Here is a 25,995-nt window from a genome sequence, read left to right on the forward strand (position 1 = left end):
CGTACCATTGAACAAAGAAAGGGTGCAACTGCCATGAAGATCATTCTGGACGCCATGGGCGGCGACAACGCCCCCGCCGCGATCTTAAAGGGCGCCGCCGCGGCCACCGCCGACTGGCCCGACGTGGAGATCCTGGCCGTGGGCGACGCGGAGAAGATCGCCGCCTGCGTGAAGGAAAACGGCATCGAGATGAAGAACATCGAGATCGTGAACGCCACCGAGACCATCGAGATGTGCGACGAGCCGGCCAAGGCCGTGCGCGCGAAGAAGGATTCCAGCATGGTGGTGGGCCTGCGGATGCTGGCGGAGGGAAAGGGCGACGCCTTTGTGTCCGCCGGTTCCACCGGCGCGCTGCATGTGGGCGCCAGCCTCATCGTGCGCACGGTGAAGGGGGTCAAGCGCCCGGCGCTGGCCACCGTCATCCCCGGCAAAACGCCCTTTCTGCTGTTGGACTGCGGCGCGAATGTGGAATGCCGCGCCGCCATGCTGGAGGCCTTCGGCGTGATGGGCAGCGTCTACATGCAAAAGGTCATGGGCCTGGAAAAGCCCCGGGTGGCGCTGGTGAACAACGGCGCCGAGGAATCCAAGGGCACCCCCACCTATGTGGAGGCCCACCAGCTGCTGAAGAACAACAAGGCCATTCATTTTGTGGGCAACATCGAGCCCCGGGACATCCCCGCCGGCAACGCGGACGTGGTGGTGGCCGACGGCTTCACCGGCAACGTGGTCTTAAAACTCACCGAGGGCCTGGCCAAATTCTTCAGCGCGAAGCTGAAGGCCATGTTCAAGAAAAACGCGGGCACCATGCTGGGCTACCTGCTGCTCAAGGGCGGCGTGGCCGAGTTCAAAAAGAGCATGGACGCCGACGAATACGGCGGCGCGCCCCTCTTGGGCACCCGCCGCCCGGTCATCAAGGCCCACGGCTCCTCCAATGCCCGGGCCATCCGCAACGCCATCCGCCAGGCAAAACTCTGCGTGGAGAGCGACCTGTGCGGCGTGATGGCCGAAAGCCTTGCTGCCGTGGCCGAACAGGAAACAGCCCACTGACCTTTTACGGGAGGCATTGCAGATGCATCAACTGGAGACCGTCATCGGTCACACCTTCAAGGACCCGTCCCTCTTGGAGACCGCCCTCACCCACACCAGCTACGCCAACGAGGCCAAGGGCCATGTGAAGCACAACGAGCGGCTGGAATTCTTGGGCGACAGCGTGCTCTCCATCGTGGTGGCGGACTACCTCTTCCACCACTGGAAAGACCGGCCGGAGGGCGAGCTCACCAAAGCCCGGGCCAGCCTGGTGTGCGAGAGCGCCCTGTTCCAATTCGCCCAGGAGATCGACCTGGGGCGCTATCTGCGCCTGGGCCGGGGCGAGGAGATGGGCGGCGGGCGCACAAGGCCCAGCGTGGTGTCCGACGCCTTCGAGGCCCTCATCGCCGCCTTGTATCTGGACGGCGGCATGGAGACGGCCCGGGCCTTCATCCTGCCCTTCATCACCGAAGGCAAGACCGCCGAAGCCGACTACAAGACCCAGCTGCAGGAGGTCATCCAGCAGAACCCCGAGGAGCGGCTGCGCTACGAGCTGGAGGGGGAGAGCGGCCCCGACCACGACAAACACTTCAAAATGGCGGTGTACCTCAATTCCAACCTGATCGGCCAGGGCGAGGGCCACAGCAAAAAGGCTGCCGAACAGGCCGCCGCCCGGCAGGCCCTCAAACTGATGGGTCTGGTGAAATAACGCTTTGGGAGCAACGCAATGGTACTGAAAGAACTGGAGATACAGGGATTCAAAAGCTTCCCCGACCGCACCCGCGTCAAATTCGACAAGGGCATCACCGCCGTGGTGGGGCCCAACGGGTCGGGCAAGAGCAACATCTCCGACGCCATCCGCTGGGTGCTGGGCGAGACCAGTTCCAAGCAGCTGCGGGGCGCGGGCAAGATGGAGGACGTCATCTTCGGCGGCACCCAGCTGCGCAGCGCCATGGGCTACGCCATGGTCAACCTCACGCTGGACAACGCCGACCGCCGGCTGGAGGTGGACGCCGACGAGGTGGTCATCGGGCGCAAATACTACCGCTCGGGCGAGAGCGAATATTCCATCAACGGCCAGAACGTGCGCTTAAAGGACGTGTACGAACTGTTTCTGGACACGGGTCTTGGCCGGGACGGCTACTCCATCATCGGCCAGGGCCGCATCGCCGAGATCGTGGGCGCCAAGAGCGCCGAGCGCCGGGAGATCTTTGAGGAGGCCAGCGGCATCGCCAAATACCGCTACCGCAAAAACGAGGCCGAGCGCCGCCTGGCCGGCGCGGAGGACAACCTCACCCGCCTGCGGGACATCCTGGGCGAACTGGAGAGCCGGGTGGGCCCCCTGGAACGGGAGAGCAAAAAGGCTGTCCAGTTTTTAGAGCTGAGCGAAAAGCGCAAGGAGCTGGAGGTCACCCTCTGGGTGGACGGGGTGCGCCGCGCCAAGGACACGGTGCGCGCCCAGCAGCGCCAGTACGAGACCGCCCAGGCGGACTACGACTCCCTCACCGCCGAGATCGAGGCCATCGACGCCGAGACCGAGCAGCTGCAGGGGGAGATGCAGCGGCTGATGGTGGAGGTGGAGCGGTGCAACGCCGCCATCCGCTCCATCACCGAGGAGCAGGCGGGCAGCGACAGCCGCCTGGCCGTGCTGCAAAACGACATCGACCACAACAACGCCAGCATCGCCTCCTTCCAAGAGGAGATCGAGGCCGCCGGCGCGGGGCGGGAGGGCATCGCCGCCGAGATCACCGCCCACCGGCAGGCCATGGAAGAACTGGAACGCAGAATGGCCGAACTGGAGGCCGAGGCCGCCCGCCGCGAGGAGCAGCTGCAGGCCATCCAGGCGGAGAACGCCGCCACCGGCGAGCGCCGGGGCGCGGTGACCGGCCTGCTGGCCCAGCTCACCGCCCGCCAGACCGACGCCAAGGTGCGGGCGGCCGGCGCCGCCAGCAGCGCGGCGGCCGCCGCCGAACGGCTGGAGGCCATCGCCGCCGAGCGGCAGAAAAACGACGAGGCGCTGCAAAACCTCAAGACCGAGCAGGCGGACACCGCGGCCTACCGGGCCACGGTGAACGACACCCTGGCCCGGCTGGAAAACGTGCAAAGCGGCCTCAAAATGAAGCTGGCCAGCCGCCAAAAGCAGCTGGACGAGGCGGACGCCGCCGAACAGCAGATCACCCGCCAGCGGGAGGCCGCGGTGCAGCGGCTGCAGGTGCTGGGGGATCTGGAACGCAGCATGGACGGCTACCAGCAGAGCGTCAAAACGGTGATGCGCGCGGCGCAAAACCGCCGCCTGCGGGGCATTTTGGGCACGGTGAGCGGCATCCTCACGGTGCAGCACGGCTACGAACTGGCCATCGAAACGGCCCTGGGCTACGCGCTGCAGAACATCGTGGTGGACGGGGAAAGCGCCGCCAAGGCCGCCATCGCCTTTTTGCGGGACGAGAAGGCCGGCCGCGCCACCTTCCTGCCCCTGGACACCGTCAAGGGCACCCGGCTGGACGCTTCCCGCCTTTCCGGCAGCGCCCGGGTGGCAGCGGACCTGGTGCAGTGCGATCAAAAATACGACCAGATCGTAGCCAATCTTTTGGGCCGCATCATCGTGGTGGACGAGATCAACGAGGCCTCCCGGGTGGCCCGCAGCCTGGACTGGCGCAACCGGGTGGTCACGGTGGACGGCCAGGTCATCAACGCCGGCGGCTCCTTCACCGGCGGTTCCACCAGCCGGTCGGCGGGGTTGTTCAGCCGCCGTCAGGAGATGGAGGAACTGAAAAAGAAGGTGGCGCAGCTGGAACAAAAGCAGGACGCCGCCGCCGAGGCCACCGACAAGTGGAAGGCGGAGGTGGACGCGCTGAACGCCCAGCTCACCGCCGCCGCCAGCGAGGGGATCACCGCCGGGGGCGACAAGATCCGCGCCGAGGCCGAAGCCCGCCGCATCGAGGCGGCCCTCAGCCAGACGCAGGCCGCCGCCGAACTCTCCGCCGCCGAGGCGGACAGCCTCGCCGCCCAGAAGGCGCGGGACGAGGCGGAGGCCCGGGCAGCTGCCGCCGAGCAGGAAAAGCTGGCCGGCGAGATCGCGGCCCTGGAAAAGGAACTGGCCGAACTGGCGGGCAGCGACGACAGCTTCCTGGCCACCCGGGCCCGCCTGTCGGACGAACTGTCCGCCGTGCGGATGCAGCGGCTGGAGGCCGGCAAGGACAAGGACCTCCACGCCGCCGCCATCGATACCCTCACCAGCCGCTCGGGCGAGAGCGAGGAGCGCCGCCTGGCCCTGGAGGCCAACATCGCCCGCCTCCAGGCCCTGAACCACGAGAACGCCGAAAAGATGGCCGCGGTGCGCCTGCAAAAGGAGGAGGCCGCCGGCCGCATCGAGGAGCAGGAGGCGAAGATCGCCGCCGCCAGCGCCCGCCGCATGGAAAAGGAGGGCGAGGCGAACCAAAAGGCACTGAAGGTGCGCGCCATCACCGACCAGCGGGAGAAGATGAGTCAGGAGATGGCCCGCCTGGCCGAGCGCAAGGCCGCCGCCGAGGTGGAGTATGACCAGACCATCTCGAAACTCTGGGAGGAGTACCAGCTCACCCTCACCGACGCCCAGAGCCTGTGCGTGGAGTTCGACAACGCGGCCGACCTGCGCCGCCAGGTGGGCGAGGTGCGGGGCAAAATACGGGCCTTGGGCAACGTGAACGTGGCCGCCATCGAGGAGTACAAAGAGGTGAGCGGCCGCTACGAGACCCTGCGGGATCAGGTGCGGGACGTGGAGAAGAGCAAGGCCGAGCTCACGCGGATGATCGGCGAGCTCTCCAGCGAGATGAAGACCATCTTCTCCGAGAGTTTTGAGCGCATCAACGGCCACTTCGGGCGCATCTTCAACGCCCTGTTCGGGGGCGGCTCCGCCAGCCTCTCGCTGGCCGACCCGGAAAACGTGCTGGAGAGCGGCATCGACATCCAGGTGGCCCCCCCGGGCAAGGTCATCAAGAATCTGTCCGCCCTGTCGGGCGGCGAGCAGGCGCTGGTGGCCATCAGCATCTACTTTGCCATCCTGGCGGTGAACCCCGCCCCCTTCTGCATCCTGGACGAGATCGAGGCCGCGCTGGACGACGTAAACGTGGTGCGCTACGCCCAGTACCTGCGCCGCATCTGCGACGCCACCCAGTTCATCGTCATCACCCACCGGCGGGGCACCATGGAGGCCGCGGACGTGCTCTACGGCGTCACCATGCAGGAGGACGGCGTGTCCAAACTTCTGCGCCTGGACCTGGACGAGGTGGACGCGTCGCTGGTGTCCTGACAAAAAAGGCACAAACGCGCCGGCGTTTTGCAACATTCGCCGCCTTTGCGCCGTATATACTTACAGTACGCCCCGCCCCCGGCGGGAACACCCTGAAACGAGGAAACGCACCATGGGATTATTCAGCCGCAGAGAAAAACTGGACGAGGGCCTTGCCAAGACCCGCAAGGGCTTTTTCGCCGGCATTCTGGAGATGATGAACGCCGGCAGCATCGACGACTCCTTTTATGACGACCTGGAGGACCAGCTCATCCTGGCGGACGCCGGCGCCGACGAGGCGAGCCGGCTGGTGACCGCGCTGCGCCAGCGGGTGCGGGCCGAGCACATCAAGACCGCCGCCGACGCGCTGGCCGCCCTCAAGGCCATCATCGTGGAGGAACTGAAGGCGGACGGCCCGATGGACCTCTCCGGCCACCCGGCGGTGATCATGGTCATCGGGGTGAACGGGGTGGGCAAGACCACCAGCATCGCCAAGCTGGCCCGCCTGTACAAGGCCCAGGGCAAGAGCGTGCTGCTGGCCGCCGGCGACACCTTCCGCGCCGCCGCCGCCGAGCAGCTGGGCATCTGGGCCGACCGGGTGGGCGTGCCCATGGTGCGCCACGGCGAGGGGGCCGACCCCGCCGCCGTGGTGTTCGACGCGGTGCAGTCCGCCGCCGCCAAAGGGGTGGACATCGTCATCTGCGACACCGCCGGCCGCCTGCACACCAAGCACAACCTGATGGCGGAGCTTTCCAAGGTGCGCCGCAGCGTGGAAAAGGCCTGCCCCGCCGCCAGCGTGGAGACCCTCCTGGTGCTGGACGCCATCACCGGCCAGAACGCCATCAGCCAGGCGGCCCAGTTCATCGAGGCCGCCGGGGCCAGCGGCATCATCCTCACCAAGCTGGACGGCACCGCCAAGGGCGGCTCGGTGATCAGCGTCAAGCAGAAGCTGGGCCTGCCGGTGCGCTTTGTGGGCGTGGGCGAGGGCATGGACGACCTGATGGAATTTTCCGCCGAGGACTTCACCGAGGCCCTCTTCGCGGAGCACTGAAAAAGGAGAACAAACTATGCTGATCTGCGCCGCCACCGGCAACGCCGGCAAACTCAAGGAGATCCGCCGCATCCTGGAGGCCCAGGGCCACACGGTCAAGAGCCAGAAGGAGCTGGGTATCACCCTGGAGCCGGAGGAGACCGGCACCACCTTCGCCGAAAACGCCCTCATCAAGGCACGGGCCATCTGCGAGGCCGCCGGCCTGCCCGCCCTGGCCGACGACTCCGGCCTTGCGGTGGACGCGCTGGACGGCGCGCCGGGGGTCTATTCCGCCCGCTACTGCGGCCGCCACGGCGACGACGAGGCCAACAACGACAAACTCCTGGCCGCCCTCTCCGGGGTGGAGGAGGGCAGCCGGGGGGCGAAGTTCGTCAGCGCGGTGTGCTTTTATCTGCCCGGCGGCCGCCAGCTGACAGTGCTGGGCGAGTGCCCCGGCCGGGTGGGCTTTGCCCGCGCCGGCACAAACGGCTTCGGCTACGACCCGCTGTTCATCCCCGACGAGGTGGGCCTGCCTGGGGGCGGCAAGGCCCCCAACGCCGAGGGCCGCAGCTACGCCCAGCTGGAAGACTGGGAGAAGGACGCCATCAGCCACCGGGGCGTGGCCATGGCAAAACTGGACAAGGAACTGCCCGCTTTCCTGGCGGCGGGGGAGGGCGCGGACGCGCCCATCACCGCCATCGACGAAAGCCTGGGCTTTGAGCAGGACTATAAGCGGGACGGCGACCGCGTCACCCGCACCCTGCGCTGAAAACAGATACAACGGAGGAAGTTTTACATGCTCACAAGCAAACAGCGCGCCGCGCTGCGCAAGGCCGCCAACGGCCTGGACCCGGTGTTCCAGGTGGGCAAGGGCGAGATCGACGAGGCCCTCATCAAGTCCACCGCCGACTGCCTGGCCGCCCGGGAACTCATCAAGATGCGGGTGCTGGAGACCAGCGTCTACTCGGCAAAGGAGGCCGCCGCCCTGCTGGCCGAACAGACCGGCGCCGAGGTGGTGCAGGTCATCGGCTCCAAATTCGTGCTCTTTCTCAAAAAGAAGAAGGAGAGCCGCTTCGAGGACATTTTGAAGTAACGGAGGAAGGTGCGCGCCATGGAGGCCGAGACACACAGCCCGCGGCCGGGCGGTGAAAAAGTGCTGCTCTTCGGCGGCACCTTCGACCCGCCCCACAACGGCCACGTCCATTTCCTCAAAAGCGCCATCCGGGCCGCCCGGCCCGACCGGGTGGTGGTGATGCCCGCCTGCATCCCGCCCCACAAGGCGGCCAGCGCCACCCCGGCGGCGCTGCGCCTTGCCATGTGCGAATGCTTTCGCCCCCTGTTCCCGGCGCTGGAGGTCAGCGACTGGGAGATACGCCAGGGCGGCAAAAGCTACACCATCGACACGGTGAAGATGCTGGAAGAAAAATACCCCGGCGCGTCGGTGTACCTGTGCGTGGGCAGCGACATGCTCACCACCTTCACCGAGTGGCGGAACTGGCAGGAACTGCTGCGGCGCACCACACTGGTGGCCCAGAGCCGGGAAGAAGGGGACATGCCGGCCCTGCGCGCCGCCGCCCGGGCTCTCGAGGCCGAGGGGGGCAGGGTGCTCTTCACCGACGCCCCCGCCCTGCCCCTGGCCTCCACCGACCTGCGGGCCCACCGGCGGGATCTGTCCCTGGTGCCCGGGGCGGCCCGGCGGGTGATCGAAGAAAACCAACTCTATGAAAGGTGAGAACAGATGAACTGTGAACAGGCCGAGGCCATGGTGAAAAAGGCCCTCTCCAAAAAGCGCTTCACCCACACCGTCAACGTGCGGGACGCGGCGGTGGCCATGGCGCGGCAGTACGGTGCGGACGAACAAAAGGCGGCGCTGGCCGCCCTGCTCCACGACGCGGCCAAAGAACTGCCCAAAGAGGAATTATTGCAGATTCTGCGGGAAAATGCTATAATAGCCGGTGACGCTGAAAACAGCCCGCCGCCGGTGTGGCATGGCGTGGCCGCGTCCATCCTGGCACAGACTCGCTGGGGTGTGGAGGATAAAGAAGTGCTGGACGCCATCCGGTATCACACCACCGGCCGGCCCGGCATGACAAAGCTTGACAAGATCATCTTTTTGAGCGACATGATCAGCGCCGAGCGCAGCTATCCGGAAGTGGAGGAGCTGCGCCGGCTTGCCCGGCAGGACCTGGACACGGCGGTGACCGTGGCCCTGCGTTATAACGTGGAGTGGATGGAAGCTTGCGGCAAAACCATCGACCCGCTGAGCCGGCAGGCTCTGGACGACCTGGAAAAGCGCGCCCGGCCCGCCGAATAACGGAGGTTTGCCCCTTGAACGAATCCAATCAGCATCGCAAACTTAACACTTCTTCCGCCGCCCACAGCGGCGCCTCGTCCGCCCGCGGCACTTCCGGAACCGGCAGCGCGTCCGGCTCCGGGCGCAAGATCAACCGCAGCGGCGCCTCCGCCGGCACTTCCGCCGGCGCTTCCCGCACCGTCTACCACGCCCCCGGCTCCGCCGCGTCCGGCACATCCGGCCGCGCCGCCGCCCCGCGGTCTGTCTCCGGCGGTTCCGGGCACACCGCCGCCTCGCGGCCTGCCTCCGGCACGTCCGGCCGCACCGCCGCTTCCCGGTCTGCCGCCCGGCCCGCCGCCGGCGGGTCCTCCGCCCATGCCCCGGCGCCCCGCGCCCGCAAAAAGAAAAAGGGCGGCGCGCTGAAGGCGGTGCTGATCACCCTGTGCTGCGTGTTCGGGGCCCTGGCGCTGGGCCTGTTCGGCCTGTATCAGTGGGTGGTGCACTCCATCAGCCCCGAGGGCGGCAACCCCACCATCAACGAGATCATCAACACCCCCACCGAGTACAAGAGGGATGTGGTGAACGTGCTGGTGTGCGGCATCGACTACGAGGAGGGCCGCGCCTACACGGGCGACGGCTCCAACGACGGCATGACCGATATGATCATGTACGTCAACTTCGACGTGGCCAACCACAAGATCAACATGCTCCAGATCCCCCGGGACACCTACCCAGGAGAGAAGTACAAGCACGGCAACACCGGCAAGATCAACGCCGTGGCCCTGCACAACGACGGCATCGGCAGCCTGATGGAACTGATCTACGAGCAGTACAAGCTGCCGGTGGACTACTACGTCACCATTGATATGCAGAGCCTCAAGGAGATCGTGGACTACTTCGGCGGCATCGAGGTGTACATCCCCAAGGACATCTCCTTCAAGGGCAGCACCCTGGAGCAGGGCTACCGCAACCTGAACGGCGAGGCCGCCGAGTTCTTTGTGCGCAACCGCAACTACGCCCAGTCGGACATCGCCCGGCTGGATATGCAGCGCTATTTCTACCAGGGCCTCTTTGCCCGCATCCGCACCGCCACCGTGTGGGACCTGGCCAAACTTGCCCCGGTGGCCCTCAAGTATGTGGAGACCAACATCCCCATGGACCAGCTCATCAGCATGGGCGTGAGCTTTTTGCAGGTGGACAGCGCCAACATCATGATGTGCAAACTGCCCACCTACTCTGCCGCCCAGCGCTATAACGACCAGTCTCATCTGATCTGCGATGTGGCCAAGACCACCGATCTGCTGAACCAGTACTTCCGCACCTACGGCGGGCCGGTGTATGAGTTGGATGTGCCCACCCTGGCCACCGTGGGCGAGTCCACCGACCCCAACGTGCAGTACATGGGCCAGCTGGACACCGAGGCGGAGACCGCCCAGACCGGCGGCTGACCGCCGCCCACAACAGCCGGGAAAGGCCGGCGAAAGGAGAACCTGAATGGAAAGTTTGCAGCTTGCCACCGCCATTGCCCGGGTGCTGGACAAAAAGAAAGCCTCCGACGTGAAGGTGCTCAAGGTGCGGGATCTCACCGTGCTGGCGGACTACTTCGTCATCGCCACCGGCACCTCCTCCACCCATGTGAAGAGCCTGGCCGAGGAAGTGGAGTTCCAGCTGGGCGAGCAGGGCGTCAAGCCCCTGCGCACCGAGGGCTACGACTCGAAGAACTGGATCCTGCTGGATTATGGCGAAGTGATCGTGCATGTGTTCTACCCCGAGGCCCGCAGCTTCTACGACCTGGAGCACCTGTGGGCGGACGCCGAGCCGGTGGACATGAAGTTTGAAGAGGAAGCCGACGGGCAGTGAACCGGCGGCGGGGCGATAAGCCCCGCGCCGTTTGAATCTTGAATCTAATTGCTGGAGTTGATGTCAGGTGAAATACGATTTCAAGGCCGTTGAGAGCAAGTGGCAGAAGATCTGGGCGGATGAAAAGACCTTCTCCGTCAAGATCGACCACTCGAAGCCCAAATTCTACGCCCTGGTGGAGTTCCCCTATCCCAGCGGACAGGGCCTGCATGTGGGCCATCCCCGCAGCTACACCGCGCTGGATATCGTGGCCCGCAAAAAGCGCCTGCTGGGCTACAACGTGCTCTACCCTATGGGCTGGGACGCCTTCGGCCTGCCCACCGAGAATTTCGCCATGAAGAACCACATCCACCCGGAGGTGGTCACCAAAAACAATGTGGCCCGCTTCAAGAGCCAGCTGCAGGCCCTGGGCCTCTCCTTCGACTGGGACCGGGAGATCAACACCACCGACCCGGAGTACTACCGGTGGACCCAGTGGATCTTTTTGCAGATGTACAAGCACGGCCTGGCCTATAAGAAGGAAATGAACGTGAACTGGTGCACCAGCTGCAAGGTTGTGCTGGCCAACGAGGAAGTGGTCAACGGCTGCTGCGAGCGCTGCGGCGGCGAGGTGGTGCACAAGGTCAAGAGCCAGTGGATGCTCAAGATCACCGCCTACGCCGACCGGCTGATCGACGACCTGGACGGGCTGGACTACATCGACCGGGTGGTCACCCAGCAGAAGAACTGGATCGGCCGCAGCCACGGCGCGGAAGTCACCTTCAAGACCACCACCGGCGAGGATCTGGTGGTCTATACCACCCGGCCGGACACCCTCTTCGGCGCTACTTACATGGTGCTGGCCCCCGAGCACGCCCTGGTGAAGCAGTGGCTGGAAAACGGCACCATCACCAACGCCGACGCTGTGCGCGCCTACCAGGCCGAGGCCGCCCGCAAGAGCGACTTTGAGCGCACCGAGCTGGCCAAGGACAAGACCGGCGTGCAGCTGGAGGGCGTGAAGGGCGTCAACCCGGTGAACGATACCCAGATCCCCATCTTCATCTCCGACTATGTGCTGGCCACCTACGGCACCGGCGCCATCATGGCGGTGCCCACCCACGACACCCGCGACTACGACTTCGCCAAGGCCTTCGGCCTGCCCATCATCGAGGTGGTTGCCGGCGGCGATGTGGAAAAAGAAGCCTTCACCGACTGCGCCAGTGGCACCATGGTGAACAGCGGCTTCCTCAACGGCATGAGCGTGGAACAGGCCAAAAAAGCCATCACCAAATGGCTGGAGGACAACGGCAAGGGCCACGCCAAGGTGAACTTCAAGCTGCGGGACTGGGTGTTCAGCCGCCAGCGCTACTGGGGCGAGCCCATCCCCATGGTGAACTGCCCCCACTGCGGCTGGCAGCCCCTGCCCGAGAGCGAACTGCCCCTGCGCCTGCCCGAGATCACCGATTTTGAGCCCGGCCCCGAGGGCGAGAGCCCCCTGGCCCGCCACACCGAGTGGGTGAACACCACCTGCCCCAAGTGCGGCGGCCCCGCCAAGCGGGAGACCGACACCATGCCCCAGTGGGCCGGTTCCAGCTGGTACTTCCTGCGCTACATGGACCCCCACTGCGACATCGCGCCGGTGGGCAAGGAGGCCGTGGAGTACTGGAGCCCGGTGGACTGGTACAACGGCGGCATGGAGCACACCACCCTGCACCTTTTGTACAGCCGGTTCTGGCACAAATTCCTCTACGATATCGGCGTGGTGCCCACCAGCGAGCCCTACAAAAAGCGCACCAGCCACGGCATGATCCTGGGCGAGAACGGCGAGAAGATGTCCAAGAGCCGCGGCAACGTCATCAACCCGGACGACGTGGTGAACGAGTACGGCGCCGACACCCTGCGCCTCTACGAGATGTTCATCGGCGACTTCGAGAAGGCCGCCCCCTGGTCCACCCAGTCCATCAAGGGCTGCAAGCGCTTTCTGGAGCGGGTGTGGGGTCTGGCGGACCAGATCGTGCCCAGCGAGGGCTACCGCCCCGCGCTGGAGAGCGAGATGCACCGCACCATCAAAAAGGTGGGCGAGGACATCGAGGTGCTCAAGCACAACACCGCCATCGCGGCGATGATGACCCTGGTGAACGACCTCTACGCCGCCGGCGGCGCCACGAAGGACGAGTTTGCCACCCTGCTGGTGCTGCTTAACCCCTTCGCCCCCCACATCACCGAGGAGCTGTGGCAGCGCTGCGGCTTCGAGGGGCAGATCGCCCACACCACCTGGCCGGTGTACGACGAGGCCAAGTGCACCGAGAGCACCGTGGAGGTGCTGGTGCAGCTGAACGGCAAGCCCAAGGTGCGGCTGCAGCTGGCCGCCGGCCTGGACGCCGCCGCCACCCTGGCCGCCGCCAAGGCCGACCCGGAGGTGGCCGCCCTGCTGGAGGGCAAGACCCTGGTGAAGGAGATCGCCGTGCCCGGCAAGCTGGTCAACCTGGTGGTGAAAGGTTAAAACTTTGTGAACAATTGTGAAAGCCTCTCTTGTGGGCATTTTTGCAGTTGACAGAATCTCTTGGGGCATAGTATAATTGGTATGTTGGGTACTTTGCTTTTAAAGACCCGGCAAAACTCCTGCCTCAGGTCCAAGGGAGGGAAGTAAGATGTCGGAAGTTCGTGTCAAGGACGGCGAATCGCTGGAAAGCGCGCTGCGCCGTTTTAAGCGCTCCACCGCGCGCAGCGGCGTGTTGGCGGAAGTTCGCAAGCGCGAGGCGTATGAGAAGCCCTCTGTGCGCCGCAAGAAGAAGTCCGAAGCCGCCCGCAAGCGCAAGTACAAGTAAGCTGCGGCGCCGGTCATCCGGCAAAAAACGCGCCATGCGTCCGGGCGGGCCCAGAAGGGCCCGCCCGTTTTCGCTTTTCAGACTAAGAAGGAGGGCGTCGGCCCATGCTCATCACACCGGAATATCTCTTTGCCAGCGTCAGCGGCATCACCCCGGCCTTTTTGAAGGCAAAGGGCATCGCCGCCCTGGTGCTGGATGTGGACGACACCCTCACCGCCCACGGCAGTCAGGAACTGGCCGCCGAGGTGAAGGACTGGCTGGAGCAGCTGCGCGCCGCCGGGGTGCAGCTGATGATCGTGAGCAACAACACAAAGGCCCGGGTGAGCCCCTTCGCCGCGCGGCTGGGGCTGCCCTTTGTGTCCATGGCCTGCAAGCCCCTCACCTTCGGCCTGGCCGCCGCCCGCCGGCGCTTCGGCGTGCCCCGGCACGCCATGGCCATCGTGGGCGACCAGCTGTTCACCGACCGGCTGGCCGCCAGCCTTTACGGCGTGCGGGCGCTGATCGTCACCCCCCGGGGCGGCGCCGCCCGGCGGGACATCCGCCTCAAGCGCAAGCTGGAGCAGCCCTTCCTGCGCCGCTATTACCGAAAGGGGGGCAAGCTGCTGTGAGCACACCGCTGTTCGGCACCGCCGGCGCCAGCGAGAGTTTTCGGGCCATGGGCTACAAGTCCAGCGCCCAGGTGCCCCAGTATACCGCTGCCATGGGGCTGGACGCCTTCGAATACCAGTGCGGCCGGGGGGTGCGGCTGGGGGAGGCGCTGGCAAAGACCATCCGCGCCGGCGCCGCGGCCCATGGCATTGTCTTCAGCCTGCACGCGCCCTACTACATCTCCATGAGCAGCATGGAGGAGGAAAAGCGCCTGCACAGCGTGGACTACATCCTGCAAAGCGCCGCCGCGGTGCGCGCGCTGGGGGGCCGGCGGGTGATCTTCCACGCCGGCAGCTGCGGCAAGCAGAGCCGGGAGGAGGCGCTGGCCAAGGCGCTGGACACCATGGCCCGGATGCAGGCGGCGCTGGACGAGGCGGGCTTTGAGGACATCACCCTCTGCCCCGAGACCATGGGCAAGGTGGGCCAGCTGGGCACCCTGGACGAGGTGCTGGCCCTGTGCGGGGTGGACAGGCGCATTACCCCCTGCATCGACTTCGGCCACCTGAACGCCCGGGACGGCGGCTGGATCAAGGGAAAAGAGCAGTACGCCTTCATCCTGGACCGGATGGCCGAGGCCCTGGGGGACGAGCGGGCGGTGCGTTTCCATGTACACTTCAGCCGCATCGAGTACACCACCGGGGGCGAGAAGCGGCACCTCACCTTCGCGGACACGGTGTTCGGCCCGCCCTTTGAGCCGCTGCTGGAGGAGGTATGCCGGCGAGGGCTTTCGCCGGTGATCATCTGCGAGTCCGCCGGCACCCAGGCGGAGGACGCGGCCACCATGAAACGGTATTATCAGGGCCTCGCGGGGGGCTGAACGGCGCGCCTTTTTGCCAGAAAAGGGTTGCAAAACAGCCGCGTGTAGGGTAAAATATTTACGGATATGTCAAGGTCAATCTTGAGATTATAAAAAGTTATGGAGGATCCTTTATGATTTCTGCAGGCGATTTCCGCAACGGCGTTACCTTTGAAGAGGACGGCAAGGTGTTGCAGGTGGTGGAGTTCCAGCATGTGAAGCCCGGCAAGGGCGCGGCCTTCGTGCGCACCAAGACCAAGAACGTCATCACCGGCGCCGTCACCGAGACCAGCTATAACCCCAGCGCCAAGTTCCCCACCGCCTACATCGAGCGGCGTGAGATGCAGTATTGCTACAACGACGGCGGCCTGTACTACTTCATGGACATGGAGACCTACGAGCAGATCCCCATCAACGAGAAAGACCTGGGCGACTCCTTCAAGTTCGTCAAGGAGAACGAGATGGTCAAGGTGCTGAGCTACAAGGGCAACGTGTTCGGCATCGAGGCCCCCAACTTCGTGGTGCTGGAAGTCACCGAGACCGAGCCCGGCTTCAAGGGCAACACCGCCACCAACACCCTGAAGCCCGCCAAGCTGGAAACCGGCGCCGAGATCCGCGTGCCCCTGTTCATCAACGAGGGCGACAAGATCCGCATCGACACCCGCACCGGCGAGTATATGGAGCGCGCCTGAGCGACCCATCAAGACCAAGCCCCGGGCGGCGGCACTGCCGCCGCCCGGTTTTTCCATTCAAACCATGTATTTAGGAGGGAATTCCCAATGGAACTGAACGAGAGAGCCGCTTACCTGAAGGGCCTGATGGAGGGCCTGGAGATCAGCGAAGAGACCAAAGAGGGCAAGGTGCTCAAGGCCATGTACGACCTGCTGGCCGAGCTGTGCGACACCGTCACCGATCTGGACGACGATCTGGATCAGGTGTACGATGAACTGGACGCCATGGACGAGGACATGGACGAGCTGGAGGAGTACGTCTACGGCGACGAGATCGAGGATGAGGACGACGAGGACGACGAGGATGAGGACGACGGCGAGCTGGAGGCCGAGGTGGAGTATGAACTCACCTGCCCCAACTGCGGCGCTGTGACCGTGGTGGACGAGGACACCCTCTTCAACCAGAAGATCAGCTGCCCCAACTGCGGCGCCGAGTTCGACATCGAGTTCAGCGAGTGCGACGACGACGAGTGCGAAGGCTGCACCGGCTGCGGCGCCCCCGAGGAAGAGGAATAAACACCGCGTCATTGCCCAACAGCGCAAAGCCCGTCCGCCCCGAAAAGGGGTGGACGGGCTTTTTCGCGTTTGCGGGCGGCCGCTCCGGGGCGGCGGCGCAATAAGCGCGGCGGCTGTTGCGTTTATCAAATAGAAGGACCTCCCGCGCGGTGGGGGGAGCGAACGGATGCGCAAAGGAGGGAACGGAAATGAAGCGAGGGATACAGATCTGTTTTGCGGCGGCGCTGGCGGCGCTGCTGCTGTTCGGCTGCACAGGGCGGATGCCATCCGCCGCGCCGGCCGGCTCGGGAGCGTCAAGCAGGGCGGGCGGCTCAGCCGCCCGGGCCGACGCCGGGGCGGTGGTAGAGCAGCTGCGGGAGCGGTACGGCCTGGATGAGGAGCGGCTCAGCGCCTTTGAGGTGCTGCGGGCGGAGACGGCCCCGCCTTCGGAGTGGGATGAATGGCTCCGGCTGGAGGAGTACCTTGCGGAGGATGGGCTCACCTGGCGGGACTGGCTGGAAGTGGACGACGCCCGGCAGCTTTTTGTCGCCGAACTGCGGGTGAAGTACACCCCCGAGACCGCTATCTGCGGGCCGCAGTACAAAGACGGCATCTGGACGGTGCTGACGCCCATGGAGCCGGCGGATGGGGAGCTCTTGGTGAAGGAGAGCATGGTGGCAGCCATCGGTGAGGACCCCGCGCCCACCGACCCGGACGCGGCGGCGCTGGGGCTCACCGACGACCAGTGGGCCATGGTGAACCATCAGCTGACGGCGCTTGTGGGCTGCGGCGTCTGGCGTGACTATGACTCCCCCGGCCAGTGGACACAGGAGCAATTCACCCTCTGGCTGGCGCTGCGGGCGAAGGACTGGCCCGGCATGGAAGATACCCTTTCCGAGAGCGACGTGCTCCGGATGACGCAGGCGGATTTCTCGCCGGAAAACGCGGCGTGGAGCGGCACGGACATCCGCCTGCAGCAAAGCGGCCTGTTCACCGACGGCCGGCTGCAGCTGCCGGATATGCCGCAGGCGGCGGCGTCCATGGAGACGTGTGCGGTGGAGTACCGCCGCGAGGCGGCGCAGCTGCCGGTCGTCGACGAATATGCCGCGGTGACGGAGCCGGAGGAACTGGTGGCCACGGTGACCATCGGCGCCGACACACCGGTGCGGATGGAATACCGCTTCGGCCTGATCCCGGAAGGCACCGGCCCCGCCGCCCGCCCCTGGCTGAAGCAGGCCCGCCTGCTGGACGGATGACACCACGAGCACAAAAAGCCCTCCATACACGGGTATGGAGGGCTTTGTTGCGCTATTTGCGACCGCAGACGTTTTCCAGCACGTCCGCGGCGTGTTCGGGGGTGTTTTCGGGGAACAGGCGGCAGGCCTCCCCGAAGGGCAGGGCGCGCCCGCCCTGCCCGGCCAGAAAGCGGCCCAGACGGGCCAGCACCTCCGGGCCGGCGCCCTCGCTCTCCTCAAGGCAGAGGGCCAGCGGCCACCGGGCAAAGTAGGGCAGGCAGGGGTCGTCCGCCCGCTTTGCCAGGTGCAGCACCGGCTTGCCGGCGGCGAAATACTCAAACAGCTTGCTGGGCACCTGGTTGTCCAGGTCGTTGCCCAGGCTCAGCAGCACGTCCGCCCCCGCCAGATACTCCTCCGCCCGGGCCCGGGGCAGCGGGCCGGTGATTTCCAGCCGGTCGCCCAGCGCCCGGGCGAAGGGCTCGGGCAGGTTCTTGGGATAGTTCTCCCAGCCGCCGCCTACGAACACCAGTTCCCAGTCGGGGGCGTTCAGCGCCCGGAACAACTCCAGGGCGTAGTGGGGGGTGCGCAGGGCGGGGTAGAGGCTGCCCACAAAGACGCACCGCCGCCGGCCCGCCGCGCTTTTCACCGCCGCGGCGGCGGGGGCGGGGGGCACCAGGCTGGGGAAATCCAGCACCGTCATCCGGTCGGCAAAGGGGGCCAGCGGCGCGCTGGGGGCGTAGTAGCGGGCCAGGGCGGGGGGTACCAGCAGCCGGTCCATCCCATCCGCCAGCTGCCGCTCTCGGGCCCAGGCGCCGGGGGCGGAATAGCTGGCGTTGGCCGCGTAGGGGTCCATCTGCCAGTCGATCTTGGTGCAGGGCACGGCGGCCTCGGCCAGGGCGAAGCTGCCGGCGTAGGGGGCGGCCACCGCCACGGCGGCGTCAAAGCCCACGGAGGCGTCCAGCCGCTCGATGGCGCCGCGGGCGGCGGTGAGCCGTCGGGGCCGCTTCAGGGCGATCTGCCGCACCGCGGCCAGCGCCGCGTCCGGCCTCGCGGCCAGCCGCGCAAGGCGCAGGGGCACCGGCGTGCCGCCGGCGTGGCCGAACTCCAGCGCCTCGTTCATCCGGCGCTCGTCGGCAAAAGCAAGCGGGTGGCCGACGCAGCCGTCGGCGGCGGGGGGCGGGGTCTGCCCGTCCCACAGTTCCAGCAGGTGCACGGTGTGGCCCCGCCGCGCCAGCAGGCAGGCCACCCGCCGCGCCAGCGCCGGCGTGGGGGCCAGGGGGAACTCCACCGTGTCCAGGATAAAGAGCAGTTTCATAAAGGGCACCTTGCCCGCCGGGCGGGCGGTCGAAAAATTCAGCGGCGGTCGGTGAGCAGCAGGCGGCAGAGCCACCGGTAGAAGGGCCCGCCCATGCAGGCCACCAGCGCCACCACCTTCATCTTCCCGGGCAGGCGGGGCAGCGTCAGCGCCCGGCGCAGCCCCTGTCGCAGCTGGGCCAGCAGAAAGCGGTGGTCCGCCGAGAAGTCCCGGGCGTTCTCCTGCCGCAGGATCATACTGTCCAGATACAGCAGCTTTTCATAGTAAAACGCCCGGGCCGTGGGCTCCAGAGCGCTGTCCTTCGCCTCGTTCAGGATGGTGGAGGCCACCGACAGCTGGTCCTCCAGCGCCCGGCGGTGCAGCGGCCGGTGGGTGGTGGAGGCCGCGTGCTGGCGGTAGAAGTAGCCCACCAGGTCCACAAAGGCCATGCCCTTCACCCGTTGCAGGATGTGCCAGTTGAGGTACAGGTCTTCGTTGTAGATCACCGGCGAGGAGAAGTCGAACCCCTCGAACAGGCTGCGGTGGTACAGCTTGTTGCACAGGCTGTACTCCACCCGCTTGTCGTGAAGCAGCGCGTCCAGGTGCAGCGGCGCCTCAAAGCGCAACCGCGCCTGGGGCTCGTCGGGCACCTCCGGGGGCTGTTCCCCCAAGAAGGGCAGAAAGCGGCAGCAGGCCACCGGCAGGCCGGTGGACCGGCAGCTGGCCGCCAGTTCTTCCAGCATCCGTCGGTGAAGCAGGTCGTCCGAGTCCACAAAGGCGAGATACTCCCCCTTTGCCGCCTGCACCCCCGCGCCCCGGCCGCCGATGATGCCCAGGTTCTCCTGGTGGATCACCGTGCAGCGCTGATTTTCCCGGGCGAAGGCGTCGCAGGCCTCGGCGGAACCGTCGGTGCTGCCGTTGTCCACCAGCAGCAGTTCAAAGTCGGTGAGGGTCTGGCGGGAGATGCTCTCCAGGCAGGGGGCAAGGTAGGCCCCCGCGTTGTACACCAGCACCACCACCGTGATCAGCGGTCTTGTCATGGTCATCTTCCCTCCGTCTGCGCCGCCCGGGCGAGATAAAATTCCTCCAGCCAGCGGGCGGTGTCAGCGATGTCGTAGCCCGCGGCGCGGATGGCCCCGGCGGGGCAGCGGCGGGCGGCAAAGCCGCCGCCGGCCAGTTCCAGCGCGGCGGCCGCCCACTCGCCGGCGGGCTCGTCCAGCCCCATGCGCCGCACCAGCGGGGTGATGCACACCTCGTCGGTGATGGCGCTGCTGGCCACCACCGGCAGCCCCGCCGCCTGCGCCTCCACCAATGTCACCGGCAGTCCCTCGTGCAGGGAGGGAAAGACAAAGCAGTCCATGGCGGAAAGCAGGGCGGGCACATCCTCCCGCAGACCGAGAAAGCGCACCGCCTCCGAAAGGCCCAGCCGCCGCGCCTGTTCGGCTATTTTGGGCCGCAGGGGGCCGTCCCCCGCCAGCAGCAGGGCGCTGTCCGGCCGGCGGGCGTGGAGGGCGGCGAAGATCTTCAGCAAAAAGGCGTGGTTCTTCTGTTCGGTGAACCGGCCCACATGGCCCACCGCGAAGACGTCCCCGGCAAGGCCCAGTTCTGCGCGCACCGCGGCGCGGGCGGCGGCGTCGGGGGCGAAGGCCTCCGGCTGCACCCCGTTGAAGAGGATGTGGGCGTCGGCCGCCTTTGCCCCGAACATCCAGTCGGCGGCGGCCCTGCTGCAGGCGAACAGGTCGGTGGCCCAGGGCAGCACCATCCGGCCGTAGTGGTCCTTCACCAGCTGAAAGGCAAGGCCCCCCTCGTTTTTGGTGTTGTGGCTGTGGGCGATGCGCACCGGGATGCCCGCCTTCGCCGCCCGCTGCATCACCAGGCCGCTGAACTTGTCCATGTGGGAGTGGACGATGGGGTACCGGGGCGAAGCGCGCAGCACCCGGTCCAGCGCCGCGGTGTAGACGAAGGGCCCCTTTTGGGTGATGAAGGGGATGCGGTGGATCACGCCGCCCAGGGCCTCGATCTCTTTTTCGTACACGCCGGGAAAGGAGGAGACAAAGTCGAACTGCACCTTCTCCCGGTGGATGTTGCGGTAGAGGTTCATGATGAGGCTCTCGTAGCCCCCGTGGCCCAAGCCCGCCACACAGTGCAGCACCCGGATCGGCGCCATGGCACGCCCCCCTTTTCATGTCAGGATACACGCTTCAGTATAGCAAAAAGCCGGGGGCTTTGCAATAAAGCCGCCGGCCGCGCCCAGGTCGCCAAAGGGCGAAAAAAGGGGGGCTCCGCCGGCCGGCGGAGCCCCCCTTTGAAGGATCAGGGATTCACATAGTTGCGCACCATCGCCTGCAAAAGATCATCCCGGTCCACCTTGCGGATGAGGGAGCGGGCGTTTTTGTAGGTGGTGATGTAGGTGGGGTCCTCCGACAGGATGTAGCCCACCAGCTGGTTGATGGGATTGTAGCCCTTTTCCTTCAGGGCGTCGTACACCTCCTGCACCACGGCGCGGATCTCACGGTCGCGTTCGTCGTAGATGGAGAATACAGCGGTAGGATCAGACATCTCTCGGGCCCCCCTTTGCAAAGGAAATGATTTTATAAGCATAGTATACAGGATAACGCCCCCGATTGCAAGAGCGGCCGGCGGGCAAATTTGCGGGTATTTTGTGAAGGCCGCCCCTGCCGGGACAAAAAGGCGCCGTCTCCCGCAACGGGAAACGGCGCCCGAAAGGACACAAAGAAGCTCAGCTGCGCAGGCTCACGCCCTTTTCGCCCAGGGCTTTCAGCACCCGGCCGATGGCCTCGTCCACCTCCTGATCGGTGAGGGTGCGGTCCGCCGCGCGGAACACCAGGTTATAGGCCAGGCTCTTTTTGCCTTCGCCCACCTTCTCGCCGGTGTACACGTCGAAGAGGGTCAGGCTCTCCAGATTCTCGCCGGCGTTCGACCGGATGCAGCCGGCCAGTTCGGCGGCGGGCGTCGCCTCGTCGGCCACCAGGGCCAGGTCGCGGCTGGTGGCGGGGTGCTTGGGCAGCGGGGTGAACTGAGGCTCGCCGCCCCGCAGCTGGAACAGCTTGTCCAGATCCAGGTCGGCGGCCACCACCCGGGCCTTGATGCCGTAATTGGCGCAGACGGTGGGGTGGATCTCACCCACGGTGCCCACCTTTTCGCCCTTCACATAGATGTCGGCGGCGCGCCCGGGGTGGAAGGCTGTGCCCGCGGCGTTGCGCTGCACCGTGAAGTCCCGGATGCCGGCGGTGGCCAGCAGGCCCTCCGCCACGCCCTTCATGGCCAGATAGTCCCACTGGGGGCCGTAGGCCGCCAGGATGAGCTTCTGCAACTCGGTGGGCAGAAGGTCGCTGGGGGTCTTGCCCTCGGCGGCCAGCTTTTTGCACAGGGCGGGGTAGTCGTTGAAGTCGTTGTCCGCTACCTCGTGGGCCAGCGGGCTGGGCAGGTACTCGGTGGCCTGCTCGAACACGGCGCACGCGGCGGCCCGGGCGCTGTAATTGCGGGCGACCACCTCCATCACGCTGGGCAGGGCGGTGGTGCGCATGATGCTGGTGTCCTCGCCCAGGGGGTTGGAGATCACCACCGCATTGCGCAGCGGGTCGTTCGCCGGCAGGTTGATCTGGTCAAAGCACTTGGCGCTGTAGAAGCTGAAGGTCTCGCACTCCCACAGCCCGTAGCCCGCCAGGGTGCGGGTGAGCTTTTCGTCAAAGCTCTGGCGGGGGGTGGGCCGGGCCTCGGCCACGCCCCGCATCAGGGTGCTGGGCAGCTTGTTGTAGCCCACATACCGGGCCACCTCCTCGGCCAGGTCGCAGTCCCGCTTCACATCGTCCCGCAGGGTGGGGCAGACCACCACGTCCCCCTCCATCTTAAAGCCCAGGGGCAGAAGGATGTCCACCATCTGCTCACGGCTCAGGGTGGTGCCCAGCAGCCGGTTGATGACCTCGGGGCGCAGGGGCACCCGGTTCTCAGTGCGGGGTGCGGGGTAGATGTCCACCACGCCGTCCACCACGTCGCCGGCGTCCAGCAGCTGCACCAGCTCCAGCGCCCGGGCCAGGGCCGGCGCGCAGGTGTTGGGGTCCAGGCCCTTGGAGTACTTGGCGGAGGCCTCGGTCTGCAGGCCCAGCTTCTTGGCGGTGGTGCGGATGGAGGGGCCGTAGAACATGGCGCTCTCGAACACCACCCGGGTGGTGTGCTCGTAGGTGCCGCTGTACTCGCCGCCCATCACGCCGGCCACGCCGATGGGGCCCGCGTCGTCGGCGATCACCAGCATCTCCTGGCTGAGGGGCCGGTCCACCCCGTCCAGGGTGACGATGTGCTCGCCGGGCTTGGCGTTGCGCACATGGATGTGCTGGCCGTTCACATACTTGTGGTCAAAGCAGTGCATGGGCTGGCCGTACTCCAGCATCACATAGTTGGTGATGTCCACCAGGTTGTTGATGGGCCGCACGCCGCAGGCCCGCAGCCGGTCCCGCATCCACTTGGGGCTGGGGGCCACCCGCACGTTTTCCACCACCGCGCCGCAGTAGCGCAGGCACAGGTCGCTGTTCTCGATGTCCACTTTCAGCAGGTCGTTCACGCTGCCGTGGCCGGGTTTCACCACCGGGGTGTGGTCCTTGAAGGGGGTGCCGTAGGTGGCGGCCCACTCCCGGCCCAGTTCCCGCACCGCCAGGCAGTCGGGGCGGTTGGGGGTGATCTCGAACTCAAAGACCACGTCGTCCATGCCCAGCGCCTTCACCGCCGGGGTGCCGGGGGCGGGCATGCCCTCGGGGTAGTCCCGCGCATCCAGCACCAGGATGCCGTCCTCAATGGCGTAGGGGAAGTCGTGGACGGTCAGGCCCAGTTCGGCCAGGCTGCACAGCATGCCGTTGCTCTCCACGCCCCGCAGCACGCCCTTGTTGATCTTCACGCCGCCGGGGAGGGTGGAGCCGTCCAGCGCCACCGGCACCAGGTCCCCCACCTTGAGGTTCGCCGCGCCGGTGACGATCTGCAGCGGCGTGCCCTGGCCCGCCTCCACCTGGCAGATCACCATGTGATCGGAGTCCGGGTGGGGCACGATGGACTCGATGCGGCCGATCACCACGTTCTCCACGGCGTCGGCGGCGTTGGTATAGCACTCCACCTTGCTGCCGGTCATGGTGAGCCGGTCGGCCATCTCCTTGGCGGAGCAGTCAAAATCGGCGAATTCCTTCGCCCAACTCATCGGTAAAACCATTGGTGTTTGTCCCCCTTATCAATTAAACTGCTTGAGGAAGCGCAGGTCGTTTTCGTACAGAAGGCGCATGTCGTCGATGCCGTAGCGCATCATGACCACCCGCTCCAGGCCGATGCCGAAGGCGTAGCCGGTGTACTTCTCCGAGTCGATGCCGCAGTTTTCCAGCACCTTGGGGTGCACCATGCCGCAGCCCAGGATCTCGATCCAGCCCTCGCCCTTGCACATGGAGCAGCCCTTGCCGCCGCACTTGAAGCAGCTCATGTCCATCTCGGCGCTGGGCTCGGTGTAGGGGAAGTGATGGGGGCGGAAGCGCACCTTGGTGTGGGGGCCGTAGAGCTTTTTGATGAACTGTTCCAGCGTGCCCTTCAGGTCGCTGAAGGTGATGCCCTCGTCCACCACAAGGCCCTCGATCTGGTGGAAGATGGGGCTGTGGGTGGCGTCCACCGCGTCGGAGCGGTACACCCGCCCGGGGGCGATGATGCGGATGGGGGGCTTGCGCTGCTCCATCGTGCGGATCTGCATGCCGCTGGTCTGGGTGCGCAGCAGGATGTTCTCGGTGATGTAGAAGGTGTCCTGGGTGTCGCGGGCGGGGTGGGTCTTGGGGATGGTGAGCATCTCAAAGTTGTAGTGGTCCAGCTCCACCTCGGGGCCGCTGACCACGTCGAAGCCCATGCCCAGGAAGATGTGCTTGAAGTCGTCCAGCACCAGGTGGAAGGGGTGCAGGCCGCCCTGCTCCGGGCGCTTGCCCGGCAGGGTCACGTCGATGGTCTCGCCGGCCAGGCGCGCGGTGAGGGCCGCCTGGGCCAGTTCCTTCATCCGGGCGCGGATGCGCTCGTCGATCTCCTCCCGCACCTGGTTGGCCAGCGCGCCCACCACCGGGCGCTCCTCGGCGGAGAGTTTGCCCATCTGCTTCAGGATGGCGGTCAACTCGCCCTTTTTGCCCAAAAAGCGCACCCGAAGCTCTTCCACCGCCTTTTCGTCCGCGGCGGCGGCGATCAGCTGGTCCGCCGTGCGGCGGATCTGTTCCAATGCCTCTTTCATGTTGTTTCCTCACTTTCCTCTGGGGGCAAACAAAAACGGCCTCGCCCCCGTGTATTCACAGGGACGAAGCCGGTCAAAGCTCCGCGGTACCACCCGGATTCTTGCTCTTTGAGCAAACACTCAAGCTCCCGCTAACGGGGGAAGGCCGTCTCTGCCTACTGCCGAAGGTTCAGCAAAGCCGCTCGGAAGGGAACTTCGCCTCCGTCCCCGCCGCGGGGCCCTTGCAGCCGGGGGGTCCCTCTCTGTGCCGGGAGAACGGCGCTACTTTCCTTCGTCAGCGCGTTTTACAAAGCCAATCATAGCACACCCGCCGGCGTTTTGCAAGCAAAAAAGACAGGTTTTGCCGCCTTGTAAACCGGGCCGGGGCGTGGTACCATAAAACTGCGAAAAAAAGGAGGGGATGGCCGTGATCGCAGGCGTGGGCGCGGACATGGTCCGGGTGGAGCGGATGGAGAAAAGCCTTGCCAGCGAGGCGTTCTGGCAGCGGGTGTTCGGCGCCGAGGAGCGGGCCTTTCTGGAAAAACTTTCCCCGGCGCGCAAAGCCGCCAGCGCGGCGGCGAACTTTGCCGCCAAGGAGGCCTTTCTGAAGGCCTGCGGCAAAGGCCTGGGGGGCTTTGCCCTGGCGGAGATCCAGGTGCTGCGGGAAAAGAGCGGCGCGCCCTACTACGCCCTGCGGGGCGCGGCGGCGGCCCACCTGGCGGAAAAAGGGCTGCACGCGGCCCTCTCCCTGAGCCACGAGGCGGGGCTGGCCCTGGCCTTCGCGGTGCTGGAGAAAAGCTGATTAAATGCCCGGCGCGCCGGGCATACTACCACCGAGGCCCCGCCATGGGCGGGGGCAGCCATCGCCGCCTTTGTAAGGCGGAAGACATCGGAGGGTAGAGTTACATGGAAGTTCACAGAGGCGAAGTGTTTTACGCGGACTTGAGCCCGGTGGTGGGCTCGGAGCAGGGGGGCGTGCGGCCGGTGCTCATCCTGCAGAACGACGTGGGCAACCGCCACAGCCCCACGGTGATCGCCGCGGCGATCACCTCCAAGCAGGACAAGACCCGCCTGCCCACCCACATCCCCCTGCCGGCCTCCACCTGCGGCCTTTCGCGGGACAGCATCGTGCTGCTGGAGCAGATCCGCACGCTGGACAAGCGCCGTTTGCGGGAAAAGACCGGCAGCCTGTCGCCGGAGGCGCAGCAGAAGGTGGATCAGGCGCTGGGCATCAGCGTGGGCCTGCGCACCACCTGAACAAACGTAAAAGGACCCGCC

25 protein-coding genes and 1 other annotated feature are annotated in these 25,995 nt (G+C 66.2%); of the genes, 19 read left to right on the forward strand and 6 right to left on the reverse strand.

The window, feature by feature from the left end:
- The first annotated feature begins 33 nt into the window (after window positions 1-33).
- The 17 genes from plsX (at window position 34) to ACH2A7_RS06540 (ending at window position 17,209) form a co-directional block, all read left to right on the forward strand.
- Complete coding sequence (gene plsX, locus ACH2A7_RS06460) at window positions 34-1,047, forward strand: phosphate acyltransferase PlsX (RefSeq protein ID WP_394960860.1); 1,014 nt, start codon at window positions 34-36, stop codon at window positions 1,045-1,047.
- Between the two features lie 22 nt (window positions 1,048-1,069).
- Window positions 1,070-1,735: a ribonuclease III gene (gene rnc, locus ACH2A7_RS06465; RefSeq protein ID WP_394960861.1), complete on the forward strand. Its 666-nt coding sequence runs from the start codon at window positions 1,070-1,072 to the stop codon at window positions 1,733-1,735.
- 18 nt (window positions 1,736-1,753) lie between these two features.
- Window positions 1,754-5,314: a chromosome segregation protein SMC gene (gene smc, locus ACH2A7_RS06470; protein WP_394960862.1), complete on the forward strand. Its 3,561-nt coding sequence runs from the start codon at window positions 1,754-1,756 to the stop codon at window positions 5,312-5,314.
- A 112-nt stretch (window positions 5,315-5,426) separates the two neighbouring features.
- Entirely contained in the window at window positions 5,427-6,344 is a 918-nt protein-coding gene (ftsY, locus tag ACH2A7_RS06475) for a signal recognition particle-docking protein FtsY (RefSeq protein WP_394960863.1), read from the forward strand.
- Between the two features lie 16 nt (window positions 6,345-6,360).
- Window positions 6,361-7,092 (forward strand): RdgB/HAM1 family non-canonical purine NTP pyrophosphatase, encoded by a 732-nt coding sequence (rdgB, locus tag ACH2A7_RS06480; protein WP_394960864.1) that lies wholly within the window; start codon window positions 6,361-6,363, stop codon window positions 7,090-7,092.
- Between the two features lie 27 nt (window positions 7,093-7,119).
- Window positions 7,120-7,416, forward strand: a complete 297-nt coding sequence (locus ACH2A7_RS06485) for a YhbY family RNA-binding protein (RefSeq protein WP_394960865.1) — start codon at window positions 7,120-7,122, stop codon at window positions 7,414-7,416.
- Window positions 7,417-7,434: 18 nt separating this feature from the next.
- Window positions 7,435-8,055, forward strand: a complete 621-nt coding sequence (gene nadD, locus ACH2A7_RS06490; protein WP_394960866.1) for a nicotinate (nicotinamide) nucleotide adenylyltransferase — start codon at window positions 7,435-7,437, stop codon at window positions 8,053-8,055.
- A 6-nt stretch (window positions 8,056-8,061) separates the two neighbouring features.
- Window positions 8,062-8,637 carry a bis(5'-nucleosyl)-tetraphosphatase (symmetrical) YqeK gene (gene yqeK, locus ACH2A7_RS06495; RefSeq protein ID WP_394960867.1) on the forward strand — a complete coding sequence of 192 codons (576 nt, stop codon included), beginning with the start codon at window positions 8,062-8,064 and terminating at the stop codon, window positions 8,635-8,637.
- 14 nt (window positions 8,638-8,651) lie between these two features.
- Window positions 8,652-10,064, forward strand: a complete 1,413-nt coding sequence (locus tag ACH2A7_RS06500) for an LCP family protein (RefSeq protein ID WP_394960868.1) — start codon at window positions 8,652-8,654, stop codon at window positions 10,062-10,064.
- 46 nt (window positions 10,065-10,110) lie between these two features.
- A complete protein-coding gene (gene rsfS, locus ACH2A7_RS06505; RefSeq protein ID WP_394960869.1) occupies window positions 10,111-10,476 on the forward strand; it encodes a ribosome silencing factor in 366 nt (121 codons plus the stop codon).
- 67 nt (window positions 10,477-10,543) lie between these two features.
- Complete coding sequence (gene leuS, locus ACH2A7_RS06510; RefSeq protein ID WP_394960870.1) at window positions 10,544-12,958, forward strand: leucine--tRNA ligase; 2,415 nt, start codon at window positions 10,544-10,546, stop codon at window positions 12,956-12,958.
- 148 nt (window positions 12,959-13,106) lie between these two features.
- Window positions 13,107-13,283, forward strand: coding sequence for a 30S ribosomal protein S21 (rpsU, locus tag ACH2A7_RS06515; protein WP_177521317.1), 177 nt, complete (start codon window positions 13,107-13,109; stop codon window positions 13,281-13,283).
- A gap of 104 nt (window positions 13,284-13,387) precedes the next feature.
- Window positions 13,388-13,891: a YqeG family HAD IIIA-type phosphatase gene (locus ACH2A7_RS06520; RefSeq protein WP_394960871.1), complete on the forward strand. Its 504-nt coding sequence runs from the start codon at window positions 13,388-13,390 to the stop codon at window positions 13,889-13,891.
- A 47-nt stretch (window positions 13,892-13,938) separates the two neighbouring features.
- The gene (locus tag ACH2A7_RS06525) at window positions 13,939-14,748 is read left to right on the forward strand and encodes a TIM barrel protein (protein ID WP_394960940.1); all 810 of its coding nucleotides are present in this window, start codon (window positions 13,939-13,941) and stop codon (window positions 14,746-14,748) included.
- A 113-nt stretch (window positions 14,749-14,861) separates the two neighbouring features.
- Window positions 14,862-15,419: an elongation factor P gene (efp, locus tag ACH2A7_RS06530; protein WP_394960872.1), complete on the forward strand. Its 558-nt coding sequence runs from the start codon at window positions 14,862-14,864 to the stop codon at window positions 15,417-15,419.
- 87 nt (window positions 15,420-15,506) lie between these two features.
- The gene (locus tag ACH2A7_RS06535; RefSeq protein ID WP_394960873.1) at window positions 15,507-15,974 is read left to right on the forward strand and encodes a CD1247 N-terminal domain-containing protein; all 468 of its coding nucleotides are present in this window, start codon (window positions 15,507-15,509) and stop codon (window positions 15,972-15,974) included.
- Window positions 15,975-16,162: 188 nt separating this feature from the next.
- Window positions 16,163-17,209, forward strand: coding sequence for a hypothetical protein (locus tag ACH2A7_RS06540; RefSeq protein ID WP_394960874.1), 1,047 nt, complete (start codon window positions 16,163-16,165; stop codon window positions 17,207-17,209).
- A 52-nt stretch (window positions 17,210-17,261) separates the two neighbouring features.
- Here ACH2A7_RS06540 and ACH2A7_RS06545 read toward each other — a convergent pair whose 3' ends face one another.
- From ACH2A7_RS06545 to pheS, 6 genes are all read right to left on the reverse strand, one after another.
- A complete protein-coding gene (locus ACH2A7_RS06545; RefSeq protein WP_394960875.1) occupies window positions 17,262-18,503 on the reverse strand; it encodes a glycosyltransferase in 1,242 nt (413 codons plus the stop codon).
- Between the two features lie 38 nt (window positions 18,504-18,541).
- The gene (locus ACH2A7_RS06550) at window positions 18,542-19,528 is read right to left on the reverse strand and encodes a glycosyltransferase family 2 protein (RefSeq protein WP_394960876.1); all 987 of its coding nucleotides are present in this window, start codon (window positions 19,526-19,528) and stop codon (window positions 18,542-18,544) included.
- The gene (locus ACH2A7_RS06555; protein WP_394960877.1) at window positions 19,525-20,649 is read right to left on the reverse strand and encodes a glycosyltransferase family 1 protein; all 1,125 of its coding nucleotides are present in this window, start codon (window positions 20,647-20,649) and stop codon (window positions 19,525-19,527) included. Before ACH2A7_RS06555 ends, ACH2A7_RS06550 begins: the two co-directional genes overlap by 4 nt.
- A gap of 146 nt (window positions 20,650-20,795) precedes the next feature.
- A complete protein-coding gene (locus tag ACH2A7_RS06560; protein ID WP_394960878.1) occupies window positions 20,796-21,041 on the reverse strand; it encodes an IreB family regulatory phosphoprotein in 246 nt (81 codons plus the stop codon).
- Window positions 21,042-21,222: 181 nt separating this feature from the next.
- The gene (pheT, locus tag ACH2A7_RS06565; RefSeq protein ID WP_394960879.1) at window positions 21,223-23,697 is read right to left on the reverse strand and encodes a phenylalanine--tRNA ligase subunit beta; all 2,475 of its coding nucleotides are present in this window, start codon (window positions 23,695-23,697) and stop codon (window positions 21,223-21,225) included.
- 18 nt (window positions 23,698-23,715) lie between these two features.
- Complete coding sequence (gene pheS, locus ACH2A7_RS06570) at window positions 23,716-24,738, reverse strand: phenylalanine--tRNA ligase subunit alpha (RefSeq protein WP_394960880.1); 1,023 nt, start codon at window positions 24,736-24,738, stop codon at window positions 23,716-23,718.
- A 56-nt stretch (window positions 24,739-24,794) separates the two neighbouring features.
- Window positions 24,795-25,025: a binding site (T-box leader), on the reverse strand.
- A gap of 113 nt (window positions 25,026-25,138) precedes the next feature.
- Between pheS and ACH2A7_RS06575 the strand changes: the two genes are divergently transcribed.
- A complete protein-coding gene (locus ACH2A7_RS06575) occupies window positions 25,139-25,519 on the forward strand; it encodes a holo-ACP synthase (protein WP_394960881.1) in 381 nt (126 codons plus the stop codon).
- Between the two features lie 104 nt (window positions 25,520-25,623).
- Window positions 25,624-25,974 (forward strand): type II toxin-antitoxin system PemK/MazF family toxin, encoded by a 351-nt coding sequence (locus tag ACH2A7_RS06580; RefSeq protein ID WP_394960882.1) that lies wholly within the window; start codon window positions 25,624-25,626, stop codon window positions 25,972-25,974.
- Window positions 25,975-25,995 lie beyond the last annotated feature (21 nt).

Source organism: Candidatus Allofournierella merdavium (assembly GCF_944382735.1).
Lineage (GTDB): Bacteria > Bacillota > Clostridia > Oscillospirales > Ruminococcaceae > Allofournierella_A > Allofournierella_A merdavium.